The organism is Bradyrhizobium sp. FW305-F6, from assembly GCF_058782905.1.
On sequence record NZ_JBYSYD010000001.1, the window covers coordinates 2,146,190 to 2,169,227 of the forward strand.

Consider the following 23,038-nt stretch of genomic DNA (forward strand, 5'->3'; position numbering starts at 1 on the left):
GCCTGAACCGGGGATCTCGCGCCTCAATCCTGGATCTTCGAGAAATCCGCCACCGCGCGCGTGGCGCTGCGGATCTCGTTCAGGAGCTTCAGCCGGTTCTCGCGCACCTTGGCATCGTCGTCGTTGACGCGCACCCTGTCGAAGAAGGCATCGACCGGCGGACGCAGCTTCGCCATCGCGCTCATCGCGGCGGCAAAGTCTTCCCTGGCGACGGCGGCGCTGGCTTCCGCCTTCACCTCACCGATCGCCTTGGCCAGCGCCTTCTCCTCAGCGAGGCTGTAGAGCGCCGCATCCGGCTCGCCGTCGAAGCTGCGCTTGTCCTTCTTCTCCTCGATGCTGAGGATATTGCTGGCGCGCTTGGCGCCGGCGAGCAGGTTCTTGCCGTCGTCGGACTCGAGGAATTTGCCGAGCGCCTCGACGCGCCGGACGATCATCAGGAGGTCGTCCTGACCGCCGAGTGCGAACACGGCATCGACGAGATCGTGCCGCGCGCCCTGCTCGCGGAGCTGGACCTTGAGGCGGTCGGCGAAAAAGGCGAGGAGATTATCCAAAACCGCGGCCGTCTTACGCTCCGATCTACCGAAGTCGTTCGACGATCTTGCTCGGTCCGCCTCCATCAACTCGTCAACGCGAGAATCTCCCCCGAACGCGTCATCAAGTCTTTGCGCCGCCTCAAAATCGCGATCCAGCTCCGGATCTCTCAAGTGATCACCAACTGCTTGTGCCGCGCTGACCAAAAGCGGCTTCAACTTCAAGCGTAACCCATTCTCGACGATCAGTCGGATCACGCTGAGCGCCGCTCTGCGCAACGCATAGGGATCTTTGCTTCCGGTCGGCTTCTCATCAATCGCCCAAAAGCCGACGAGCGTATCGATCTTGTCTGCAAGAGCGACAGTCACGCTCACCAAATCAGAGGGAACTTGGTCACTCGGCCCCTGCGGCTTGTAGTGCTCTTCGCAGGCGGCCGCGACAGACGCATCCTCGCCTGACGCAAGTGCGTAGTATTTGCCCATCAAGCCCTGCACTTCGGGAAATTCCCCGACAACTTCGGTCAGCAGATCGGCCTTTGCCAACTTTGCAGCGCGCTTAGCCTTTTCAACATTGGCGCCGATAAGCTGAGCAATTTCCTCCGCCGTTTCCTCAATACGCTCGATCCGCTCCGCCTGCGTCCCGAGCTTCTCGTGAAACACGATCTGCTCGAACTTCGGCAGGCGCTCCTCGAGCTTGGTCTTGAGGTCGGTCTCGTAGAAGAACTTCGCATCCGACAACCGCGCGCGGATCACGCGCTCGTTGCCGGCGATGATGGTGGCGCCGCCGTCGGTCGCCTCGATATTGGCGACGAGAATGAACTTGCTCGCGAGCTTGCCCGTCTTGGGGTCGCGCACCACGAAGCACTTCTGGTTGTTGCGGATGGTGGCGCGGATGACTTCGGCAGGCGTCGCCAGGAATTCCGGCTCGAACGAGCCCATCAGCACGACCGGCCATTCGACGAGGCCGGCGACCTCGTCGAGCAGGGTCTGGTCCTCGACCAGCTCGAACCCTTGCGCGAAGGCGAGCTGCTTGGCGTCGGTGAGGATCGTATCCTTGCGCCTTTCAGGGTCGAGCACGACCTTGGCGTTGAGCAGTTTGGCTTCGTAGTCCTCGAAGCGGCGCACGGAGATCGCTGCCGGCGCAAGGAAGCGATGGCCGTAAGTGGTCTGGCCGCTCTCGATGCCGTCGATCTCGAACTTCACGACATCGGGCTCTTCGGTCTCGAGGCCGAAGGTCGCGGTGATCGCGTGCAGCGGACGCACCCAGTTGAGCGAGCCGGGCTTTCCGGAACGCGCGCCCCAGCGCATCGATTTCGGCCAGGGGAAGGTGCGGATGATCACGGGCAGTATCTCCGCGAGCACGTCGATGGCGTCGCGGCCGGGCTTCTCGATCAGGCCGACGTAGAAGTCACCCTTGGGGTCGCGCTGGATTTTTGCTTCATCCAGCGACTTCAATCCCGTCGCCTTGAGAAAACCCTGCACGGCCGCATCGGGCGCGCCGACCTTCGGGCCGCGCCGCTCGGTCTTGAGGTCAGGCTGGCGCGCGGGGATGCCGTGCACGGTGAGCGCAAGCCGGCGCGGCGTCGCGAACGCCTTCGCGCCTTCATAGACCAGGCCTTCGGCGACGAGCTTGTCGGTGACGAGACGGCGCAGGTCATCCGCTGCCTTGGCTTGCATGCGCGCGGGAATTTCTTCCGAAAACAGTTCAAGCAAAAGATCGGGCATCAGGCCGCTCCGCCCGCTTCAGTATGAATCCAGGCCTCGCCGCAGGCTTTTGCCAGTTCGCGCACGCGAAGAATGTAGCTCTGCCGCTCGGTCACCGAGATCACGCCGCGCGCATCGAGCAGGTTGAAGACGTGGCTGGCCTTGATGCACTGGTCGTAAGCCGGCAGCGCCATCAGATGCGCCTCGCGCTTGCCGTCCTTCCACCCGGCGTCGAGATATTTCCGGCAAGCGTTCTCCGCCATCTTGAACTGCTCGAACAGCATCGCGGTGTCGGCAACTTCAAAATTGTGCTTCGAATATTCCCGCTCGGCCTGCAGGAAGACGTCGCCATAAGTGACCTTGGCATCGCCCTCGCGGCCGTTGAAGTTGAGGTCGTAGACGCGGTCGACGCCTTGCACATACATCGCGAGACGCTCGAGCCCGTAGGTGAGCTCGCCCGCAACCGGCGCGCATTCGAATCCCGCGACCTGCTGGAAGTAAGTGAACTGGCTGACCTCCATGCCGTCGCACCAGCACTCCCAGCCCAAACCCCAGGCACCTAGCGTCGGACTCTCCCAATCGTCCTCGACGAAGCGGATGTCGTGCACGGAGGAATCGATGCCGATGGCGGCGAGCGACTTCAGGTACAGTTCCTGAAGGTTCGGCGGTGACGGCTTCATGATCACCTGGAACTGGTAATAATGCTGCAACCGGTTCGGGTTCTCGCCGTAACGGCCGTCCTTTGGCCGGCGCGAGGGCTGCACATAGGCGGCATTCCAGGGCTTTGGCCCGAGCGCGCGCAGCGTGGTCGCCGGATGGAAGGTGCCCGCGCCCATCTCCATATCGTAGGGCTGCAGGATCACGCAGCCCTGCTCGGCCCAGAACCGCTGGAGCGCGAGGATGAAGCCCTGGAACGAGCGTTCCGGGCGCATATGGGCGGGCAATGAGGCGTCCATCGTCAGATCGGGCTCTCGCGGGGGGTTTGAATCGCGCGGGACCGTATCGACGGCGGGGATGGGAATCAAGGCGAAGGGGACGGAAAGGGCCGTCATTCCGGGGCGCCCGCAGGGCGAGCCCGGAATCCATTGCGCCGCTCATTCCGTGGTCCGATGGATTCCGGGTTCTCGCTTCGCGAGCCCCGGAATGACGAGAGAGCGGGGCACCTAACCCGGCCTATACGCTCCCGTCACGGGGTCACGCTTCAATGTCTTGACGTCCCCCACAGGAGCGCCCTCGGTGACGCGCGACAGGCGCATCTCCTCCAGCTCCTGATTGATCCGGACAGCGGTCTTGTAGGCCCAGCGGACCACGGCAAGCCCGCCCAGGACGCCCGCGAAAGCGACGAACGGCGGCATCGGTCGATCCTCATTCATGCTCAGCCCCCACGCGCATTCTCGCGCAGTCGGAGCTGCGCCGCAATTGGCCCGCAAAGGGACCAAATGGCGCGGAAGCGCGAGCCCTAGAACCCGAATTTCGCCCAAATCGCCCGCGTTTCCACCGCCGAGATCAGTTCATCCGGCAGGCCGGCCACGGATTCCAGGGCCAGAAGCTGGCCCGCACCAGGCGATTTCCGCCCCAGGAAGCCGGAAAGCAGCCCGGTAGGCTGGGCGATCACGGGGGTGAGAACCTTCTCGCCATAGCGGGCACGAAGAGTTGAGCGGAGATCGCCGATGCTGTCGGCCAGCCCCAGCGCGACGGCGCTATCGCCGGCCCAGTATTCGCCCGTGAACAGGGTGTCGTCCGGTCCCTTCAGCCGTGCGCCGCGGCTGTCCTTGACCAGCGAGATGAAGATCTGGTGGATCTCGCGCTGGATCGCTTTCAATCTGGCGACGTCATCGGGATTTTCAGGGAGGAACGGGTCGAGCATCGCCTTGTGCTCGCCCGATGTGTAGAGGCGCCGCTCGATGCCGAGCCGCCTGATCGCTTCCTGGAATCCAAAGCTGCCACCGACCACGCCGATGGAGCCGAGGATCGAGGAGGGATCGCAGATGATCTCGTCGCCGGCGCAGGCGATCATATAGCCGCCGGACGCCGCGACATCCTCGACGAACACGAGGACCGGCAGCTTCTTTTCAGCCGCGAGCTGCTTGATGCGCAAGAAGATCTGGCGCGACTGCACCGGCGAGCCGCCGGGCGAATTGATCACCAGCGCCACCGCCTTGGCGTGCCGATAGGAAAACGCGCGCTCGAGCACGCGCGCGACACTCGCAAGCGTCAGGCCGGGACGCAGCGGCGTCACCGCACCGATCACGCCCGACAGCCGCACCACCGGCACCACTGCCGTTCCAGGGCGGAAGCGCGCGGGCAGGTATTGCATGAGCTTGTCGGCCAGGCCGGAACTCTCACGATCATTCAATTGCTCGGCCATACCCTTACCTCTGATTAACCATTTCTTATCACGCGAGTGTCATTGAAAGTGCCTGGAACGTGTTTTGCAGAATGCCCGTTGGGAGGCTGCAATAGGCGGTGGAGGAAACGCCATGAAGATCTATCTGCTGTTGTTGCTGATCGGTGCGCTTTTCACGGCGATTCGCTTCACATCTGCGCCAGAGCAGCAGACAGAATCGCTGCCGCAGTAGACCATCACGGTTCCAGCGGCAACGCTGCCCTCCCCTCCAGAATGGCCTTCACCTCTTTCCCCGGCACTTTTGACTCGTCGTTGAGCATGAGGCCCGGCAGCAGCCGCGTCGGAGCCCGGCCGCCTTTGACCGCGCGCACCAGCACGCGGATCGCGGGCTTTCCCGCTTCGCCGTGAACGGGCAGGATCGCGATGCTGCCGAAGCCGCGTGACAGCGCTGCCAAGACATCCGCGATTCCATCTGCGCGCCAGACCAGAGTCATCATGCCGTTCGATCGGAGGATACGTCGCGCAGCGTGCACCCACGCATGCAGCGTCTCTTCCCTCGCCACATGCGCAGTGTGACGCGCCTGATCGGGTGAGCCGCGATGGCGTGCGGGATCGTTGAAGGGCGGGTTCATCAGCACCGCATCGACACTGTCGGGCAGGAGCCCGTTCGCGGCAAACGCCTGCGCATCGGCGGCGACGTCGAGCACGATGGCCTCGGCGGTGATCACGTTCGCGGCAGCATTGGCCCGCGCGAGCTCGACCAGTTCCGGATCGATCTCGACCAGGCTGAGCCTGATCCCCTCGATACGCCGAGCCAGCGCGAGCCCCGCCGTGCCGACGCCGGCGCCGAAATCGACCACGCGGTCCCCGGCCCGCACGTCCGTGGCCGCCGCAAGCAGGATGGCGTCGTGTCCGGCGCGATGGCCGGATCGCTTCTGCATCAAGCGCAATTGCCCGCCGAGAAAGCCGTCCTCCGTGACATCTGCGGCCTCAGTCATCGTCGCGCAGTTCGTGGCTGAGGCCGGCCTCGGTGAGGAGCGCCCTCGCCTCCTCGGCGTCGTCCTCATGAACCAGGATCCGCCGCGGCAGGATGCCGAGCGAGCCCTCGATGATGCTCATGTTCTGGTCAAGCACCAGATGATGGATGTTGGCGCCATCGAGCAGCGCGCCGATCGCCGACACCAGCACCATGTCGTTGGTCCGAACCAGTTCACGCAAAACGTAGATCTCCTGCCTGAAGGGGTGACGGCGGCAAATGTCAATGGTTCCGAGGTCTTGCCGCGTCCGCCGCCAGTTTCTATTGTCTTTCCGTCAGAATAGCCCTTCCGGGGCAAATATTGGAGACCGGCGTGGCCGTCATCGTACCTTTCGAAACTCCCGGCGCGTCGATCGAAGAGCTGGTTGCCCTTGTCGCCCCTGACATGGAGCGCGTCAACGCCACGATCCTGTCGCGGACCGGCTCCGAGGTGACCATGATCCCGGAGGTCGCCAACCACCTGATCTCCTCCGGGGGCAAGCGCCTGCGCCCGATGCTGACGCTCGCCATGGCCAATCTCGCCGGTTACACCGGCGACGGCCATATCAAGCTGGCTGCCTCCGTCGAGTTCATGCATACCGCCACCCTGCTCCACGACGACGTCGTCGACGAGAGCGAGATGCGCCGCGGCAAGCTGTCGGCACGCATGCTCTGGGGCAACGAGGCGAGCGTGCTGGTCGGCGACTTCCTGCTGGGACAGGCTTTCCGCATGATGGTCGAGGTCGGTTCGCTCCGCGCGCTCGACATTCTCTCCGCGGCCGCCGCCACCATCGCCGAGGGCGAGGTGATGCAGCTTGCGGCCGCCAAGAACACCGCGACGACCGAGGACGAATATCTCGCCGTGATCCGCGGCAAGACGGCCGAATTGTTCGCCGCCGCCTGCGAGGTTGGCCCCGTCATCGCCAACCGGCCGAAGGCGGAGCAGACCGCCTGCCGCTCGGTCGGCATGAATCTCGGTATCGCCTTCCAGCTCGTCGACGACGTGCTCGACTACGGCGGCAAGAGCGCCAAGCTCGGCAAGAACACCGGCGACGATTTCCGGGAAGGCAAGATCACCCTGCCCGTCGTGCTCGCCTTCCGCCGCGGCAACGACACCGAGCGCGCCTTCTGGATCCGCGCGCTGGAGCGCGGCGAGATCGGCGATTCCGATCTCGACCACGCCATCGGGCTCATGAACAAGCACCGCGCGCTCGAGGACACTCTGAGCCGCGCCCAGCACTACGGCGCCATGGCCGTCGACGCGCTGGCGCTATTCCCGTCCTCGCCGATGAAGAGCGCACTGGAGCAGGTCGTCGCGTTCTGCCTGGCACGGTCGCATTAGGCGACTGGCTGGAGGCGACTCGCCTTGCTCTAAATCCTAGCAAGGCGATCAGCTCCGTCATCCGGGGGCGCGAGCCTCGAAAGATGCGCGGCCGAGATGCAGCCGGGTCGTCGCCCTTCGAGGCTCGCCATGCCTTGCAAGGCGAGCACCTCAGGATGACGGCGATAGAGTTGAGCACGCTGCATCAACAGCGTCATTGCGAGCGCAGCGAAGCAATCCTCCGGCTGCGCAGAAGGCCTGGATTCCTTCGCTACGCTCGCAATGATGGCGTAAGGCCAACCGGCACCGCTCGCTCTCCCGTCCCGGACGCACTGCAGCATGAAGCGCTGCTGCGCAGAGCCGGGACCCATGCGAGATCCAGCGATCAGCGATATGGGCCCCGGCTCTGCAGCGCACCGCCAAAAGGCGCTGCGCTGCGTCCGGGGCACGGGAGCGCGCTTTAACTCACCAGCAGACGTAGCCTCATTCAGTAGGTATGGCTCGCTCACCTAGTAACTTGCATTTTGAAAGTTACGCTACTAACCTCCAGCCATGCAACCCAAATCCCCCTCCATCCAGGAATGCCCGGTCGGCCGTGCCGTGGAGACGGTCGGTGAATGGTGGAGCATCCTGATCCTGCGCGATGCGTTTCAGGGCGCGACGAAGTTCGACGAGTTCTCGCAAAGCCTCGGGATCGCGCCGAACATCCTGTCACGGCGGCTCGCTCATCTCACCGCATCAGGCATGTTCGTCCGGCGCCGCTATCAGGAGCGGCCGCCGCGTCATGAATATGTGCTGACGGACAAGGCGCGGGATTTCTTCCCCGTGATCGCGGCGCTGCTCGCCTGGGGCAACAAGCATCTCGCCCCCAAGGGCGAATCCATCCTGCTGGCGAGCCGCGACGACGTCCGTCCGCTCGATCCGATCGTGGTGGATGCCACCGACCTGCGTCCGATCACGCTCGCCAATGCTGTCGTGGTCGCCGGTCCTCGCGCCAGCCGCGGCATGCGCACGCGGCTCGCTTCGCTCAAGGCCATGAACCCGGCCATCGCGCCGGCTGGAGACTGACATGCGTCGTATCGTCGTCACTGGAATGGGCGCGGTGTCGCCGCTCGGCTGCGGCGTCGAACTGTCCTGGCACCGGCTGCTCGCGGGGCAAAGCGGACTCCGCCCGTTGCCCGAATGGGCACAGGCGCTGCCGGCGCGCGTCGCCGGCCTCGTGCCCGACAAGTCCGACGACGCCGAAGGCGGCTTCGACCCGGCGCAGGCTGCGCCGCCAAAAGACCAGCGCAAGATGGACCGTTTCATCCTGTTTGCGTTGCTCGCCACCGCAGAAGCCGTGGCGCAGGCCGGATGGACGCCGCAGGATGCGTCCGAGCTGGAGCGCACCGCGACAATCATCGGCTCCGGCGTCGGCGGCTTTCCGGCGATGGCGGAGGCGGTGCGCATCACCGAGCAACGCGGCGCGCGGAGGCTCTCGCCTTTCACGATTCCCTCGTTCCTCGCCAATCTCGCCGCCGGCCACGTGTCGATCAAATACGGCTACAAGGGTGGGCTGGGCACGCCGGTCACGGCCTGCGCCGCCGGCGTGCAAGCGATCGGCGATGCCGCGCGCATGATCCGATCAGGCGAGGCCGATGTCGCAATCTGCGGCGGCGCGGAGGCTTGCATCGACATCGTCAGCCTTGGCGGCTTTGCCGCCGCGCGCGCCCTCTCGAGCGGCTTCAACGACGAGCCCGCTCGGGCCTCACGTCCGTTCGATCAAAAGCGCGACGGCTTCGTGATGGGCGAAGGCGCCGGCATCCTGGTGATCGAGGCGCTCGAGCATGCGCTGGCACGCGGTGCGCGGCCGATCGCGGAGATCGTCGGCTACGGCACGACGGCTGACGCCTATCACATGACCTCGGGCCCACCCGATGGCGACGGCGCCCGCCGCGCCATGGAGATCGCGCTGCGGCAGGCGAGGCTTGCGCCGGGGGATGTTCAGCATCTCAATGCGCACGCGACCTCGACCCCGGCCGGCGACGAGAGCGAGCTCGGCGCGATCGCCGCGCTGTTCGGCCGCGACCGCAGCATCGCCGTCAGCGCGACCAAATCGGCCACGGGCCATCTGCTCGGCGCTGCCGGCGGCCTGGAGGCGATCTTCACCGTGCTCGCTCTGCGCGACCAGACCGCGCCGCCGACGCTCAATTTCGAGAATCCGAATCCCGGCGCTGAAGGCATCGACATCGTTGCTGGCGCAGCGAGAGCGATGCCGATGCAGAACGCCATCTCGAACGGGTTCGGCTTCGGCGGGGTGAACGCCAGCGTGATCTTCCGCCGGATGGGCTAGCGAGAGGGCCTTGCAATCGCCGCTCGCTCCGTTACGAAAACAGGATGATCGAGCCCAATTTCTGGCTGTTCCTGGCCGCCGCCTTCCTCATTGCCGCCGTTCCCGGCCCAGGCATCTTCTACGTTGCCGCGCGGACTTTGTCGGAGGGACGCGCCAGCGGTTTCGCCTCGACTGCGGGCACGGCGCTGGGCGGGCTGGTCCATGTCGTGGCGGGCAGCCTTGGCATCTCCGCGATCATCCTGGCCAGCGCGGAGCTGTTTTCCGCCGTGAAATTCGTCGGGGCACTCTATCTGGTCTGGCTCGGCATCAAGACCTTTCGCAGCGCCGGCCGCGTGATGGAGCTCGGGAGCGAGCCCACCGGCGACAAGCACGCCTTCCGCGACGGCGTGCTGGTCGAGGCGCTGAATCCGAAGACCGCGGCGTTCTTCCTCGCTTTCATTCCACAGTTCCTCGATCCCACGGGATCGAACCCGACGCTGCAGTTCATCATGTTGGGCGCGATCTCAGTGGCGTTGAACACGCTGGCCGACATCGTCGTGGTGCTGATGGCCTCGGCGACGCGCACGCAGCTGATCGGACGGCCAAAGCTGATGCGGCGCCTCACGCAAGGCTCGGGCGTCTTCATCGCCAGCCTCGGCCTCACGCTCGCGCTGGCGCGGCGGCCGGTGAATGGATAGCGACACGATGCTCGCCCCGCAAGACCGCTTCTATGAATCGCATGGCCTTCGGCTGCATTATGCCGACTGGGGCAACGAGGGTGCGCCGGTCCTGATCCTGGTCCATGGCGGCCGCGATCATTGCCGCAGCTGGGATCACATTGCCCGATCGTTGCAGCCGCATTTTCACGTGCTCGCGCCGGACCTGCGCGGCCACGGCGATTCCGACTGGACCAAGGGCGGAAGCTACGCGCTGACCGAATATGTCTACGATCTCGCACAGCTCCTTCGCACCGTTGCAGCGCCTGAAGTCACTCTCATCGGCCATTCGATGGGCGGCATGGTGAGCCTGATCTTCTCGGGCTCATTCCCCGAGTTCGTGACCAAGCTCGTCGTCCTCGACGGTGTGACCATGCTGCCGGATGCGACGAAGCCGCCGGTGCACGAACGCATCGCCAGATGGGTGGCGCAGCTCGACAGACTGCACGACCGGGCGCCGCGCCGCTACGCGACGCTCGAGGCTGCCGCCGCGCAGATGATGCTGCACAACAAGCGCCTCGACCGGGCGCTCGCGCTGCATCTCGCCACACACGGCGCGCGGCAGAACGAGGACGGCACCTATAGCTGGAAGTTCGATCCTTATCAGCGCGCCTCCGCGCCGCACCGGCTCTGGCCGGACGACCACGTCGCCCTGTGGTCACGCATCGCCTGCCCGACGTTGCTGCTCAATGCCGGCGAAAGCTTTCTGGCCGGCGCTAAGGCGGCAGGCCTAGAGCGCTATTTCCAGAACGCGCACATCGAGACCATTGCCGGGGCGGGACACTGGCTGCAGCACGACAAGCCGCAGGAGGTGTTGGGCGAGATCCGAAGGTTTTTGGGGCTCGACGAGAACGAAGCCGGTTAGCGCGGTCTTTGTAGCCCGCATGAGCGAAGCGACATGCGGGATGCCGCGAGGCAGGTATCCCCGGATATCGCTTCGCTCATCCGGACCACGCAGCGCCGTTGGGGGAATTGGTTAGCTCAACGTGCCCGCATGCACCCACCAGCCGGGGTGATCGCGCCGGATCCTTTCGGCGGCGGCATGCGCCTCGGCCGGGGCGCCATAGATCGCAAAGCACGTGGCACCCGAGCCGGACATGCGCGCAAGCTTGACGCCGGCGGAACCTCGCAAGGCTTCCAGCACCTCGCCGATCACGGGCTCGATGCGCATCGCGGGCGCTTCGAGATCATTAGCGACGTCCTCGAGCACCTCGACCCAATCGGTGACCGAGGCTCCCTCATCCGGCCAAGCGGGAGCGCGGATCACGTCGGTGACGCCGACCAGAAGCTCGCCGTTGCGCAAGCCCAGGGCCTGGAACACATCCTTGGTGGCAACAGGCACACGCGGATTGACCATCACACAGGGCATGCTCGGCAGCGCCAGCGGCAGCAACTGCTCGCCGACGCCGGTCATGTCGCAGGCGCGCGAGAGGAGACACACCGGCACGTCGGCGCCGGTCGCGAGCGCGACCTTCTGGAGGCGGGGATCATCGAGCGACAGATCGTTGAGGCGCGCCAACAGCCGCAATGCCGCGGCGGCATCGGCCGAACCACCACCGATGCCGGCGGCGACCGGAAGCACCTTGTCGAGCGCGAAGGCGCCCAGCTTCAGGCCCGGCACCGCCTCGGCCAGAAGCGCGGCGGCCTTGAGCACGAGATTGTCGGCGGTATCGCCGCAAGCCGCGGCCAGCGGCCCGGTGGTGGTGAGCTTCAGCTCCCCGCCCGGCTCCAGCGTGAGCCGGTCGGCACAGTCGGCGAACGCAACCACGCTTTCGAGATCATGATAGCCGTCGGCGCGACGGCCCACGACGCGAAGGCTGAGATTGACCTTCGCGCGCCCTTCTTCAGTCAACGCCGGCATCGGCGACAGCCCCCACTCTTCCTCAGCTCAACCGCCCTTGCCGTCGTCCTTCTTCTTTTCCGCCTGCGCGGCCGAAGAGTTCGAATTGTCATCAGGCAGACCGTTGGCGATCTTGGCCTCGATCTTCGGCAGCTCTTCCGGCTCCGGCTTGAGATCGCGGGCATGCGCCCACTGGAATTTGGCCTCCAGGGTGCGGCCGACGCGCCAATAGGCGTCGCCGAGATGGTCGTTGATGGTAGGGTCCTCCGGCTTGAGATCGATCGCGCGCTCGAGGTTCTTCACCGCCTCCTCGTAATTGCCGATGCGGTAATAGGCCCAGCCGAGGGAATCGACGATGTAGCCGTCGTCGGGACGCTGCTCGACGGCGCGCTTGATCATCTTCATGCCTTCGTCGAGGTTGATGCCCTGGTCGACCCAGGAATAACCGAGATAGTTGAGGACGTGGGGCTGGTCGGGCTGCAGCTCGAGCGCCTTCTTCATGTCGGCCTCGGCCTTGGCCCACTGCTTGGAGCGCTCCGCGCAGATGCCGCGATAATAGTACCAGACGCTGTTGGCCTTGTCGTTGCCCGGCGGCAGCACGTCGATGCCTTGCGAATAGGTCGCGCCGCAGTCGCCGAACCGCTTGCGCCCGCGCTCGATGTTGCCGAGCGCCATGATGGCTTCGAGGTCCTTGGGATCCTCCGCGGTGACACCCTTGAGGATCTTGATCGCCTCCTCGGTGCGGTCGGCGGAATCGAGGTCGATGGCAAGCTGGATCTGCGCATTGCGCTTGAGCGGCGACGTCGCCGGCACACGCTCATAAACCTTGATCGCCATCTTCGGCCGCTTCACCGATTCGTAGAGATCGGCGAGCGAGAGCAGCGCCAACGGGTGGGTCGGCTGCAGGTAGAGCGAGAGCTGGAGATAGACCAGCGCCAGATCCTCGCCGCCGCGGCGGGTCAGGGTGGCGCCGATGCCGTACAGTGCTTCGGCGGCGCCGGCCTGTGCGGAATCGACCAGCGGCGGCATCTTCTTGCCGGCCTTGGTTTCGCGCAGGCCTTCCTGGATCAAGGGATGGCGCGCGAGCTTCTTGTCGAAGGCCTGGTAGACGGTGGTCGCGGCGGCGGACTCCTTGTTGCGCGACAGCCAACGCGCATAGGCCTCCGTCACGCGCAGCATGGAATCGTCGAGTTTATAGGCCCGCTCGAACCGGGTACCGGCATCCTTCTCCTTGCCGGAAAGTTCGAGGATCATGCCGGTATGCAGATCCTTGAACAACGGATACCACTCCGGCCCCGCCAGCTTGTCGATGGTGGCGACACCGCCCTTGGCGTCGCCGGCACCATAGGCGGCCCAACCCGACAGCAGCGTCGCGACGAGATCCGTGATCGGACCGCGGATCGACTGGTTGATGTTGGTCTGCGCCGCAGCGTACTTCTTCAGCTTGAGATCGTGCACGCCGACCACGAGGCGCGCGACGCGATTGGTCTTGTCGATTGTGAGGATGCGCTCGGCGAGCTTGACCGCCTCCTCGATGTCGCCGTCGGAGACCGACGAGATGAAGGCACGGTCGAGCAACTCGTTGTTCTTCGGATCGGTGCGCAGGGCCGAACGGTAGAATGCAGCGGCCGCGGCCGCGTCGCGCTCGACACTGGCGTGGCGGGCGGCAAGATAGCTGCCGGCACCGGTGAGCGACTTCAGATCGTTCCGGGTCGGAAACGGCGCCGCCGTGTTCTCCGGGTGATCCGGCGTCTGCGCCAGGACCGCGCCGGGGACCGCCACGAGCGCGGTGCCCATGAGGACGATGGCGGCGGCGGCAGTCCAGCGGTTGAAACGATTTGAAAACATCAGGGCTCGCCTTGAGTTGGTAGTGCCTGGTTTGCAGCAGAGGGCCGTGTCGCAGGCGAACGCGGCCGGTGGCATCGGGACCCGGAACCGTCAGGCCGACAATGCCGCTTTTGGCGCTTCGCCGCAAGGATTCGGACCCGGCGATCCCCGCCGCACCGGCCAAATCGGCAAGTGAATCCGCCGACAGCGCCCCAAGACGCCGTCACTATGGCCTTATCGTGGCCGCGGCCGGTGGCCGCAGCCGGATCCTCACGCGAACGTGCGGCAAATCCCTGGCGTGACCCGCCCTTACATCGCCTCGTAGTTCGGGCCGCCGCCGCCCTCGGGCGGAACCCAGGTGATGTTGCCGTTGGGATCCTTCACGTCGCAGGTCTTGCAGTGGACGCAGTTCTGGGCGTTGATCTGGAAGCGCGGACCTGATCCCTCCTCGATCCACTCATAGACGCCGGCCGGGCAATAGCGGTTCGAGGGACCGGCATAGACGTCGTGCTCGGAGGTCTTCTGCAGGTTCATGTCCGTGACCTTCAGATGGACCGGCTGGTCCTCCTCATGATTGGTGTTGGACAGGAACACCGAGGAGAGCTTGTCGAAAGAGAGCTTGCCGTCAGGCTTGGGGTAGTTCTTGGGCGTGTGCTGCTTGGCCGGATCGAGCGTGGCGCGGTCATGCTTGAGATGGGACTGGGTGCCGAAAAGCGAGCCGCCGAACAGCGTGTTGCACCACATGTCGAAGCCGCCCAGCGCAACTCCGAGCACGGTGCCGAACTTCGACCACAGTGGCTTGACGTTGCGCACCAGGAACAGGTCCTTGCCGACCGACGAGGACCGCCAGGCGTTCTCGTATTCGACGAGCTCGTCATTGGCGCGCTCGGCGGCAAGCGCGGCTGCGACATGCTCGGCCGCGAGCATGCCGGTGCCCATGGCATTGTGCACGCCCTTGATGCGCGGCACGTTGACGAAGCCGGCCGCGCAGCCGATCAGCGCGCCGCCCGGGAAGCTGAGCTTCGGCACCGACTGATAACCGCCCTCGGTGATGGCGCGCGCGCCGTAGGCCAGCCGCTTGGCACCTTCGAAAGTGCCACGGATCGAGGGATGGGTCTTGAAGCGCTGGAACTCGTCGAATGGCGACAGATACGGATCGTCGTAGTTGAGATGCACGACGAAGCCGACGGCCACGAGATTGTCGTCGTAATGATAGAGGAACGAGCCGCCACCGGTCTTCATGTCGAGCGGCCAGCCGAAGGAATGCTGGATCAATCCCTTCTGGTGCTTGGCGGGGTCGATTTGCCAGACTTCCTTGAGGCCGATGCCGAATTTCGGCGGCTCGCTCTTGGCGTCGAGCGCAAACTTGTTGATGAGCAGTTTGGTCAGGCTGCCGCGGGCGCCTTCGGCGAACAGCGTGTACTTGCCGAGCAATTCCATGCCGCGGGTGAAGGAATCCTTCGGCTTGCCGTCGCGGCCGACGCCCATGTCGCCGGTGGCGATGCCCTTGACATTGCCGTCCTCGTCATACAGCACTTCGGCGGCGGCAAAGCCCGGATAGATCTCGACCCCGAGCGCCTCGGCCCTGCGCGCCAGCCAGCGGCAGACATTGCCGAGCGAGCCGATGTAGCAATGATGGTTGTGCATCAGCGGCGGCATGATGAAGCCTGGCAGCTTGATCGCGCCGGCGCCCGTCATCCAGTAAAACCGGTCGTCCTTGACCTGCGTCTTCAGCGGGCAGTCGGAATCCTCGCGCCAGTCCGGGATCAGCTTGTCCAGGCCGGCGGGATCGATCACCGCGCCCGAGAGGATGTGCGCGCCGACCTCGGAGCCCTTCTCCACCACGACGACGTTGAGATCGGCATTGAGCTGCTTCAGCCGGATCGCGGCCGACAGACCCGAGGGGCCGGCGCCGACGATGACGACGTCGAATTCCATGGATTCGCGCGGGGGAAGTTCTTCGGTGCTCATCTGATCTCAGCCCTTGAGACGGTCCTTGGTCATTTGCGCCCCCTTGTTTCCGATTTTTCCGGGCAGGACAACCTCGGAAATGCACTCCGCTGGGATGCAAGGCTGCTCAAGGTGGTATAAAAGTCAGACTTTCCATGATCCCAGAACCCGCACCCAACGTCCGAGAGCTGCTCGCCTTCTATCTGGAGGCCGGTGTCGATTGCGCGCTCGCGGAGGAACCGATCGACCGCCTGGCGGAATTGGATGTCCCGCCGCCGGCCCCGCGTACAGCACCGCCGGTCGAGGCACCGCGGCCGGTCGCCGCACCGGCGGTCATGCGCGGCGAAGCCGCGCCTGCACCGGACGTCGCGATCGCGTCCGCCCGCGAGGCCGCGCGCACGGCGCCGACGTTGGAGGCGCTGCGCGAACTGATGCAGAGTTTCGAGGGCTGCGCGCTGAAGCACACGGCGACGCGGCTGGTGTTCGCCGACGGCAACCCGCAGGCGCGCATCATGTTCGTCGGCGAGGCGCCGGGCCGCGACGAGGACATCGAGGGACTGCCCTTCGTCGGACGCAGCGGCAAGCTGCTCGACCTGATGATTGGCGCGATCGGCCTCGACCGCACCACCGCCTACATCGCCAACGTGATCCCCTGGCGGCCGCCCGGCAACCGCACGCCGACGCCGCAGGAGACGCAGATCTGCCTGCCCTTTATCCAGCGCCACATCGAGCTGGTGAATCCGGACGTGCTGGTGACGCTCGGCAATCCCTCGACGCAGACGCTGCTGTCGACGCGCGAGGGCATCATGCGCACCCGCGGGCGCTGGTTCGACTACGACACCGGCCAGCGGGTGATCCGCGCGCTGCCGACGTTCCACCCGGCGTATCTGTTGCGCTCGCCGTCCTATAAGCGATTGGCGTGGCAGGACCTGCGGGCGATCGCGAAGGCGCTGGCGCAAGGCGCCGTGTAACGACACACACACCGTCATTCCGGGCTCGCGGCTTCGCCGCGCCCCGGAATGACACCGACCTACGTCCCCTTCGGCCGTACGATGGCCCAGCCGATGCGCAAGAGCTGCTGGCGGCCCGTCACCAGCCATTCGAAGGCACGCGGCACTTCCGGCACGATGCCGGGGAAGCGTTTCAGGATGTCCGGCGGCGGCGTGCCGGCGGTATCGGAGGCGCGCCAGACCACGACACCGCCGGTCTCGCTGAACTTCGTCTGATTCATCCACGGCGTCCGCGCGGGGTCGGCATCGATGAAGAGATGCGGCCGGCCGGAATGCAGCGTAATGAGGCTGGCGAGCTGGGTCTCGCCGGCGACGGCACGAAGGCGATGGTTGGTGCGCCGGGCAAAGCTCTCGTCGAAGAAGTCCGAGATCGCGCGTGCCGGCATCGAGGTCGCGATCTCGTTCGCGCCGGTCCAGGGCAGGAACAGGACGGCGAGCACCACGCCGGCGGCGGGCGCGATCACGGCGGCAGCCCAAACCGTACGCAGCATCCGCGCATGGCGCATCGCGATGAGATCGCCGGCCGCGACGACCACCGCAAGCCCCGACATGATGAGCACCACACCGGGGCCGCCGACGACGGAATCGAGCCCCAGCAGGCCCGAGGTCAGCACGGCGCCGAGCGGCAGGGCCAGCGCGAAGAAATAGACGAAGTTGCGCGCGAGCGGTGCGACCGGCGGGCGGAAGATGATCGGCGGCTCCTCGCCCTTGCCGGCGAACAGCCCGGTGTTGAGGAAGGTCAGCGCCGGGATCGCGGCTGCCCCCAGCGCGAGCCCGCCGAGCAGCCAGGCCGCATGCAGCGCGCGGGCCTCGAGCTCGGTCACTTGCGGCAAGGCCGGCAGCGTCAAGGTCTCGGCCCGCATCAGCCACACCGCATAGGGCAGCGCCAGCACGGCGACGACGACCAGCGCGAACAACGGATCGAGCCCGCGCAAGGTTCGGCGCCCGCCGGCGGTCGAGACCGCGAAGACGACGATCAGCAGCAGCAGAAAGATCGCGGCCGGCGTCGTCAGCAGCAGGAGGCCGGCTTCGATCGACCATGCGAACCAGGCGTTGCCGCGGCGCTGGCCCATGATCTGCCAGGAGTGCAGCAGCAGCAGCGCCCAGAGCGGCCGTGCCAGGATCAGCGGGCCGAAGTCCAGCGCTGACGAGGAGAAGGCCAACACGGGCATGGTGAGCAGCACGGCGAGCACCGCCTGCTGCGAGCCGACCACGGCACGGGCGAGATGGTAGAGCGCGATGAAGGTCACGATCTCGCAGAGCTGGGCGAGCACATAGACGCCGAACATGTGGCCGCCGGCGGCGCGGTAGGCGATGTCGGCGAGCCAGATCGCAAGCGGTGGGCCGAGATCGGTGCCGACCTGGTATTCCCTGCCGAAAGCGAGGAGGGTCGCGAGGCTGCCGGGCGGGCTGCGGTAGAACACCAGCGCCACAAGCAGCCACATCAAAGCCTGCAGCAGCACGGCAATCCACACGATCAGTCGCGGCCGGGCGCGAATGAGCTCGATGACCAGGGAGGTAAACCGCATGCAACGTCCGAAAGATGCGGCCAGTCCAGCCGGCCCTGTTCGCTCACGTCTGTTTTGATAATGGGCGCCGCGCGTCGTGGCAACCGCCGCAGATCGTCATGCCCGGGCTTGTCCCGGGCATCCACGTTCTTCGTGCTGCGTGTAAGACGTGGATGGCCGGGTCAAACCCGGCCATGACGAATGGGAAAGCTGTAGCGGGATCAGCTAGAGGTTCGCGGAAGTGCCAATCTCGATTGGAGCGTCCGCCGGCACCTCGACATCGGCCACCGAGAACAAGTCCTGCACCGGCTCGACGGTCCAGGGCATGTGCTTGGCGCGAGCGGCGGCGACGGGGGCGAAGAAGCTGCGGTGGTGAATGGAAGGGCCGAGGCGATTGAGGGCGTCGAGATGTTCGGGGACGGCGTAGCCCTTGTGCTGCTCGAAGCCATAGCCGGGACAGTCCTGCGCCAGCGCGCACATCAGCCGGTCGCGGGTGACCTTGGCCACGATAGAGGCTGCCGCGATCGACAGCACGATGCCGTCGCCGCCGATCACGGCCTCGCAGTCGCAATTGGTGTCGAGCCGGTCGCGGCCGTCCACGAAGACGTGCCTCGGGGTCTCCGGCAGAGCCACCACGGCGCGCTTCAGCGCCCATAGCGATGCCCGCAGGATGTTGTCGCGGTCGATTCGCGCCGGCGAGGCGACGGCGACCGAGACCTGCGCCGTGGCGCATATCTTGTCGAACAGCTTTTCGCGCTCCTCGGCGGTCAGGCGCTTGGAATCGTCGATGCCGCGCGGGATGCGGTCGGGGTCGAGAATCACCGCGGCGGCCACCACCGGGCCGGCCAGCGGCCCGCGGCCGGCCTCGTCGCAGCCGGCGATCGGCCAGACGCCGCGCTTGATCAGCGCGCGCTCGCGGCGAAAGCTGGGGGCCGCAACGGCAATGATGCCTTTCTTGCCGGCAGGAACCTTCGCCACATCGGCCGCAGAAATCTTGGCCTTGGCTGGCACAGCCTTGTTCGCGGCCTTTTTCTTCGGCGCGGCTTTGGCTGGGGTCTTGGCGGAGGAGTCCCGAATCATGGCCGGGATCGTGCGCCAGGGGGCTTCGCCAGCGCAACCCTGAACCCAGGATATTCCCGCTATTCAGGCCGCCACTGCCAGCTGCCGCTCAAAACAGGCTGAGCTGATCGCCGTTCCGCTTTGGCCGGGCAAAGTGGTCCGTCGTCAGCTTGGAACGCCGCTTGTTGAGGCCGAGCCGCTCGCAGGCGATCTCGAAGCGGCGGCCGATGGTCCAGGCCATCGGTCCCGTGCCCTTCATCCGCTCGCCCCATTTGGCGTCGTAGTCGCGCCCGCCGCGCATGTCGCGGATCAGGGTGAAGACGTGGCGATAGCGGTCCGGATAGTTCGCCATCAGCCATTCGCGGAAGAGATCGCGGACCTCCAGCGGCAGCCGCAGCAACACATAGGCGGCTTCCTTGACGCCAGCATGGGCGGCGGCATCGAGGATGCGCTCGATCTCGGAATCGTTCAGCGCGGGGATCACGGGCGCAACCATCACGGTGGTCGGAATGCCGGCCTCCGAGAGCTGTTTGAGCGCCTCCAGCCGCTTCGTCGGCGTCGAGGCCCGCGGCTCCATGGTCCGCGCCAGCTTCGGATCAAGCGAGGTCACTGAGATCGCGACCTTGGCGAGATTGCGCTTGGCCATCCGCTGGAGAATGTCGATGTCGCGCAGGACCAGCGCCGATTTGGTGACGATGCCGACGGGATGCGAGGCGCGCTCCAGAACCTCGAGGATGCCGCGCATGATCTTCCGCTCGCGCTCGATCGGCTGATAGGGATCGGTGTTGGTGCCGATCGCAATCGTCCGCGGCTCGTAGCCGGCGGCGGCGAGCTCCTTCTCGAGCAGCGCCGGCGCCTCTGGCTTGGCGAACAGCTTTGACTCGAAATCCAGCCCCGGCGACAGGCCGAGATAGGCGTGGGTCGGCCGCGCGAAGCAATAGACGCAGCCATGCTCGCAGCCGCGATAGGGATTGATCGAGCGGTCGAAGCCGATGTCGGGGGAATCATTGCGGGTGATCACCTTGCGCGAAGTGTCGATAGCGACAGTGGTCTTGAACGGCGGCAGCTCGTCCAGGCTCTGCCAGCCGTCATCGAAAGCGACGCGGGCCTCGGCCTCGTAGCGGCCGCTGGCGTTCGACTGGGCGCCCCGCCCTCGCCTCCGCGCGCGCTCGATGGCGACGCCAAGCTCAGGGAAATCCGAAGGCGCACCCGCCGGCTCGGAGGGCGCCGTGACCGGCGGGTGCTTGAGAGCATGAGAGGATGCTGGACTCATGAAGCCAAGATAGCATGTGAACGGAACAAATCAAGAACACAAACCAAAAACGTGAAAACAACCCCATGCAAAGTAGAGCTGCCCAAACTTCGCGCGCTCGCCTTTGACCTCACGCAACATGGCCGTCACGACCATCCCGTTTCATGCCCGAAGGATCGATCGCCCCGGAACCGGGTTGGTGACGATCGCGAAGTGAAGGTTGGCAGGAACATGACAATCCAGCAAAAAACGGCCGAAGCGAGCAGCGACCTCGATCTGCTCGATCGCTATTGGCGCGCCGCCAACTACCTCTCCGTCGGGCAGATCTACCTGCTCGACAATCCGCTGCTGCGCGAGCCCCTGCGGCCCGAGCACATCAAGCCGCGTCTGCTCGGACATTGGGGCACGACGCCGGGGCTGAACTTCATCTATGCCCATCTCAATCGCGTGATCCGCGCGCTGGACCTCAGCGTCATCTATGTCTGCGGCCCCGGTCATGGCGGACCGGGCATGGTCGCCAACACTTATCTCGAGGGCAGCTACAGCGAGATCTACCCCGAGATCGCCCGCAACGCGGACGGATTACGCAAGCTGTTCAGGCAGTTCTCATTCCCCGGCGGCATCCCGAGCCATGCGGCGCCGGAAACGCCGGGCTCGATCCACGAGGGCGGCGAGCTTGGCTATGCGCTGGTGCACGCCTATGGCGCTGCATTCGACAACCCCGATCTGATCGTCGCCTGCGTGGTCGGCGACGGCGAGGCCGAGACCGGCCCGCTCGCCGCGTCCTGGCACTCCAACAAGTTCCTGAACCCCGCCCATGACGGCGCGGTGCTGCCGATCCTGCATCTCAACGGCTACAAGATCGCAAATCCCACCGTGCTGGGGCGGATGAAGGATGCGGAGATCCGCGATCTGTTCCGCGGGTTCGGCCATGAGCCCCTGTTCGTCGAAGGCGATGATCCCAGATTAATGCACCAGGCTATGGCGGATGCACTCGACGTCGCGTTGACGAGCATCCGCTCGATCCAGCAGCACGCCCGCGACGGGCGGACAAGCGTCGAGCGGCCGCGCTGGCCGATGATCGTGCTGCGCAGCCCAAAGGGCTGGACCGGCCCGAAAGAGGTCGACGGCAAGAAGGTCGAGGGCTTTTGGCGCGCGCACCAAGTGCCGGTCGCAGGCTGCCGGGAAAATCCGGCGCATCTGAAAATCCTCGAAGACTGGATGCGCAGTTACGAGCCCGAAGAGCTGTTCGATGCGAACGGCGCGCTCATTCCCGAGCTTCAGGCGCTCGCGCCCGAAGGCGTCAGGCGCATGGGCGCCAACCCGCATGCCAACGGCGGCCTGTTGAAGAAGGAGCTGAAGCTGCCGGACTTTCGCAGCTTCGCGGTGGACGTGCCGCAGCCTGGCGAAGTCATTGCCGAAGCGACGCGCGAGCTCGGCAAGTTCCTGCGCGATGTCATCCGCCTCAACGAGAAGGAGCGTAACTTCCGCATCATGGGCCCGGACGAGACCGCGTCAAACCGCCTCGATGCCGTGTTCGAGGCGACCGAACGGGTGTGGATGGAGCCGACCGAACCCTACGACGTGCATCTCGCCCAGGACGGCCGCGTGATGGAGGTCTTGAGCGAGCATCTCTGCCAGGGCTGGCTCGAGGGCTATCTGCTGACGGGACGGCACGGCTTCTTCTCGTGCTACGAGGCCTTCATCCACATCGTGGATTCCATGTTCAACCAGCATGCCAAATGGTTGAAGGTGACGCGCGAGCTGCCGTGGCGCCGCCCGATCGCCTCGCTCAACTATCTCCTGACCTCCCATGTCTGGCGCCAGGACCACAACGGCTTCAGCCATCAGGATCCCGGCTTCGTCGATCTCGTCGCCAACAAGAAGGCCGACATCGTCCGCATCTACTTCCCGCCGGACGCCAACACCCTGCTGTGGATCGCCGACCATGCCTTGCGCACCTACAACCGCATCAACGTGATCGTCGCCGGCAAGCAGCCGGCGCCGCAATGGCTGTCGATGCAGGACGCGGCAACGCATTGCGATGCCGGCATCGGCATCTGGACCTGGGCGGGAACGGAGGACGGAAAGGGCGAGCCCGACGTGGTGATGGCCTGTGCCGGCGACGTGCCGACGCTGGAGACGCTCGCCGCCGCCGACCTTTTGCGCAAGGCACTGCCGGACCTGAAGATCCGCGTCGTCAACGTCGTCGACCTCATGACGCTGCAGCCGGAGAACCAGCACCCTCACGGACTTTCGGATCGCGAATTCGACCGTCTGTTCACCTCGTACAAGCCCGTCATCTTCGCCTATCACGGCTATCCCTATCTGATCCACCGGCTGACCTACAGCCGCACCAACCATGCCGGCATGCATGTGCGCGGCTTTGCCGAGGAAGGCACCACGACGACGCCGTTCGACATGGTCGTGCTCAACGGGCTCGACCGTTACCATCTCGCGATCGAGGCGATCGAGCGCGTGCCGGGTCTGGCGACCAAGGCTGCGCACGCCAAGCAGCAGTTCCGCGACAAGCTGATCGAACACACGCGCTATGTCCGAGAGCACGGCGAGGACATGCCCGAGATCCGCGACTGGGTCTGGCAAAACAGCGCCGGCGGCAACACGCCGGCCGAAGCCGGCGACTAGCG

19 protein-coding genes are annotated in these 23,038 nt (G+C 65.6%); 7 read left to right on the plus strand and 12 right to left on the minus strand.

Annotation, left to right across the window (positions count from 1 at the left end):
- Positions 1 to 23: 23 nt before the first annotated feature.
- The 6 genes from glyS to AC3WLX_RS10375 all read right to left on the minus strand — a co-directional run bounded on the left by glyS (position 24) and on the right by AC3WLX_RS10375 (position 5,799).
- Positions 24 to 2,255, minus strand: coding sequence for a glycine--tRNA ligase subunit beta (gene glyS, locus AC3WLX_RS10350; RefSeq protein ID WP_492335753.1), 2,232 nt, complete (start codon positions 2,253 to 2,255; stop codon positions 24 to 26).
- Complete coding sequence (locus tag AC3WLX_RS10355) at positions 2,255 to 3,190, minus strand: glycine--tRNA ligase subunit alpha (protein ID WP_492335754.1); 936 nt, start codon at positions 3,188 to 3,190, stop codon at positions 2,255 to 2,257. Before AC3WLX_RS10355 ends, glyS begins: the two co-directional genes overlap by 1 nt.
- Before the next feature lie 207 nt (positions 3,191 to 3,397).
- Positions 3,398 to 3,589 carry a hypothetical protein gene (locus tag AC3WLX_RS10360; RefSeq protein WP_291622834.1) on the minus strand — a complete coding sequence of 64 codons (192 nt, stop codon included), beginning with the start codon at positions 3,587 to 3,589 and terminating at the stop codon, positions 3,398 to 3,400.
- Between the two features lie 104 nt (positions 3,590 to 3,693).
- Positions 3,694 to 4,602 carry a S49 family peptidase gene (locus AC3WLX_RS10365; protein ID WP_291622826.1) on the minus strand — a complete coding sequence of 303 codons (909 nt, stop codon included), beginning with the start codon at positions 4,600 to 4,602 and terminating at the stop codon, positions 3,694 to 3,696.
- Positions 4,603 to 4,817: 215 nt separating this feature from the next.
- Positions 4,818 to 5,579, minus strand: a complete 762-nt coding sequence (locus tag AC3WLX_RS10370) for a tRNA1(Val) (adenine(37)-N6)-methyltransferase (RefSeq protein WP_492335755.1) — start codon at positions 5,577 to 5,579, stop codon at positions 4,818 to 4,820.
- Positions 5,572 to 5,799 carry a putative signal transducing protein gene (locus tag AC3WLX_RS10375; RefSeq protein WP_492335756.1) on the minus strand — a complete coding sequence of 76 codons (228 nt, stop codon included), beginning with the start codon at positions 5,797 to 5,799 and terminating at the stop codon, positions 5,572 to 5,574. The genes AC3WLX_RS10370 and AC3WLX_RS10375 overlap by 8 nt, the downstream gene beginning before the upstream one ends.
- Positions 5,800 to 5,930: 131 nt before the next feature.
- Here AC3WLX_RS10375 and AC3WLX_RS10380 point away from each other — a divergent pair, with 131 nt between their 5' ends.
- From AC3WLX_RS10380 to AC3WLX_RS10400, 5 genes are all read left to right on the plus strand, one after another.
- A complete protein-coding gene (locus AC3WLX_RS10380) occupies positions 5,931 to 6,938 on the plus strand; it encodes a polyprenyl synthetase family protein (protein ID WP_291622832.1) in 1,008 nt (335 codons plus the stop codon).
- 531 nt (positions 6,939 to 7,469) lie between these two features.
- Positions 7,470 to 7,985, plus strand: a complete 516-nt coding sequence (locus AC3WLX_RS10385) for a winged helix-turn-helix transcriptional regulator (protein ID WP_492335757.1) — start codon at positions 7,470 to 7,472, stop codon at positions 7,983 to 7,985.
- 1 nt (position 7,986) lies between these two features.
- Positions 7,987 to 9,249 carry a beta-ketoacyl-ACP synthase II gene (gene fabF, locus AC3WLX_RS10390; RefSeq protein WP_492335758.1) on the plus strand — a complete coding sequence of 421 codons (1,263 nt, stop codon included), beginning with the start codon at positions 7,987 to 7,989 and terminating at the stop codon, positions 9,247 to 9,249.
- A gap of 44 nt (positions 9,250 to 9,293) precedes the next feature.
- On the plus strand, positions 9,294 to 9,926 hold the full coding sequence (locus AC3WLX_RS10395; RefSeq protein ID WP_492335759.1) for a LysE family translocator: 633 nt from the start codon (positions 9,294 to 9,296) through the stop codon (positions 9,924 to 9,926).
- A 7-nt stretch (positions 9,927 to 9,933) separates the two neighbouring features.
- On the plus strand, positions 9,934 to 10,809 hold the full coding sequence (locus AC3WLX_RS10400; RefSeq protein ID WP_492335946.1) for an alpha/beta fold hydrolase: 876 nt from the start codon (positions 9,934 to 9,936) through the stop codon (positions 10,807 to 10,809).
- A 111-nt stretch (positions 10,810 to 10,920) separates the two neighbouring features.
- Here AC3WLX_RS10400 and AC3WLX_RS10405 read toward each other — a convergent pair whose 3' ends face one another.
- The 3 genes from AC3WLX_RS10405 to AC3WLX_RS10415 form a co-directional block, all read right to left on the minus strand.
- Positions 10,921 to 11,805, minus strand: a complete 885-nt coding sequence (locus tag AC3WLX_RS10405) for a 4-(cytidine 5'-diphospho)-2-C-methyl-D-erythritol kinase (protein ID WP_492335760.1) — start codon at positions 11,803 to 11,805, stop codon at positions 10,921 to 10,923.
- Between the two features lie 27 nt (positions 11,806 to 11,832).
- Positions 11,833 to 13,632 (minus strand): tetratricopeptide repeat protein, encoded by a 1,800-nt coding sequence (locus tag AC3WLX_RS10410; protein WP_291630425.1) that lies wholly within the window; start codon positions 13,630 to 13,632, stop codon positions 11,833 to 11,835.
- Positions 13,633 to 13,920: 288 nt separating this feature from the next.
- Positions 13,921 to 15,582, minus strand: coding sequence for an electron transfer flavoprotein-ubiquinone oxidoreductase (locus AC3WLX_RS10415; protein ID WP_492335761.1), 1,662 nt, complete (start codon positions 15,580 to 15,582; stop codon positions 13,921 to 13,923).
- Between the two features lie 134 nt (positions 15,583 to 15,716).
- On the opposite strand from AC3WLX_RS10415, the gene AC3WLX_RS10420 reads away from it, so the two are divergent.
- Complete coding sequence (locus AC3WLX_RS10420; protein WP_492335762.1) at positions 15,717 to 16,532, plus strand: uracil-DNA glycosylase; 816 nt, start codon at positions 15,717 to 15,719, stop codon at positions 16,530 to 16,532.
- Between the two features lie 59 nt (positions 16,533 to 16,591).
- On the opposite strand, the gene AC3WLX_RS10425 is transcribed toward AC3WLX_RS10420, so the two are convergent.
- The 3 genes from AC3WLX_RS10425 to AC3WLX_RS10435 form a co-directional block, all read right to left on the minus strand.
- Positions 16,592 to 18,100: a glycosyltransferase family 39 protein gene (locus AC3WLX_RS10425; protein WP_492335763.1), complete on the minus strand. Its 1,509-nt coding sequence runs from the start codon at positions 18,098 to 18,100 to the stop codon at positions 16,592 to 16,594.
- A 204-nt stretch (positions 18,101 to 18,304) separates the two neighbouring features.
- Entirely contained in the window at positions 18,305 to 19,159 is an 855-nt protein-coding gene (rnhB, locus tag AC3WLX_RS10430; RefSeq protein ID WP_492335764.1) for a ribonuclease HII, read from the minus strand.
- Positions 19,160 to 19,247: 88 nt separating this feature from the next.
- Positions 19,248 to 20,411, minus strand: a complete 1,164-nt coding sequence (locus AC3WLX_RS10435) for a PA0069 family radical SAM protein (RefSeq protein ID WP_291629742.1) — start codon at positions 20,409 to 20,411, stop codon at positions 19,248 to 19,250.
- Positions 20,412 to 20,621: 210 nt separating this feature from the next.
- Between AC3WLX_RS10435 and AC3WLX_RS10440 the strand changes: the two genes are divergently transcribed.
- A complete protein-coding gene (locus tag AC3WLX_RS10440; RefSeq protein ID WP_492335765.1) occupies positions 20,622 to 23,036 on the plus strand; it encodes a phosphoketolase family protein in 2,415 nt (804 codons plus the stop codon).
- Positions 23,037 to 23,038: the final 2 nt, after the last annotated feature.

Bases quoted from the DNA above. Each gene is read 5' to 3' on its own strand.
- fabF (WP_492335758.1), top strand. From the start codon at position 7,987: ATGCGTCGTATCGTCGTCACTGGAATGGGCGCGGTGTCGCCGCTCGGC.
- AC3WLX_RS10440 (WP_492335765.1), top strand. From the start codon at position 20,622: ATGACAATCCAGCAAAAAACGGCCGAAGCGAGCAGCGACCTCGATCTG.
- AC3WLX_RS10365 (WP_291622826.1), bottom strand. From the start codon at position 4,602: ATGGCCGAGCAATTGAATGATCGTGAGAGTTCCGGCCTGGCCGACAAG.
- AC3WLX_RS10395 (WP_492335759.1), top strand. From the start codon at position 9,294: ATGATCGAGCCCAATTTCTGGCTGTTCCTGGCCGCCGCCTTCCTCATT.
- AC3WLX_RS10355 (WP_492335754.1), bottom strand. From the start codon at position 3,190: ATGGACGCCTCATTGCCCGCCCATATGCGCCCGGAACGCTCGTTCCAG.
- AC3WLX_RS10370 (WP_492335755.1), bottom strand. From the start codon at position 5,579: ATGACTGAGGCCGCAGATGTCACGGAGGACGGCTTTCTCGGCGGGCAA.
- rnhB (WP_492335764.1), bottom strand. From the start codon at position 19,159: ATGATTCGGGACTCCTCCGCCAAGACCCCAGCCAAAGCCGCGCCGAAG.
- AC3WLX_RS10425 (WP_492335763.1), bottom strand. From the start codon at position 18,100: ATGCGGTTTACCTCCCTGGTCATCGAGCTCATTCGCGCCCGGCCGCGA.
- AC3WLX_RS10415 (WP_492335761.1), bottom strand. From the start codon at position 15,582: ATGAGCACCGAAGAACTTCCCCCGCGCGAATCCATGGAATTCGACGTC.
- AC3WLX_RS10360 (WP_291622834.1), bottom strand. From the start codon at position 3,589: ATGCCGCCGTTCGTCGCTTTCGCGGGCGTCCTGGGCGGGCTTGCCGTG.
- AC3WLX_RS10420 (WP_492335762.1), top strand. From the start codon at position 15,717: ATGATCCCAGAACCCGCACCCAACGTCCGAGAGCTGCTCGCCTTCTAT.
- AC3WLX_RS10435 (WP_291629742.1), bottom strand. From the start codon at position 20,411: ATGAGTCCAGCATCCTCTCATGCTCTCAAGCACCCGCCGGTCACGGCG.
- AC3WLX_RS10385 (WP_492335757.1), top strand. From the start codon at position 7,470: ATGCAACCCAAATCCCCCTCCATCCAGGAATGCCCGGTCGGCCGTGCC.
- AC3WLX_RS10410 (WP_291630425.1), bottom strand. From the start codon at position 13,632: ATGTTTTCAAATCGTTTCAACCGCTGGACTGCCGCCGCCGCCATCGTC.
- AC3WLX_RS10400 (WP_492335946.1), top strand. From the start codon at position 9,934: ATGCTCGCCCCGCAAGACCGCTTCTATGAATCGCATGGCCTTCGGCTG.
- glyS (WP_492335753.1), bottom strand. From the start codon at position 2,255: ATGCCCGATCTTTTGCTTGAACTGTTTTCGGAAGAAATTCCCGCGCGC.
- AC3WLX_RS10405 (WP_492335760.1), bottom strand. From the start codon at position 11,805: ATGCCGGCGTTGACTGAAGAAGGGCGCGCGAAGGTCAATCTCAGCCTT.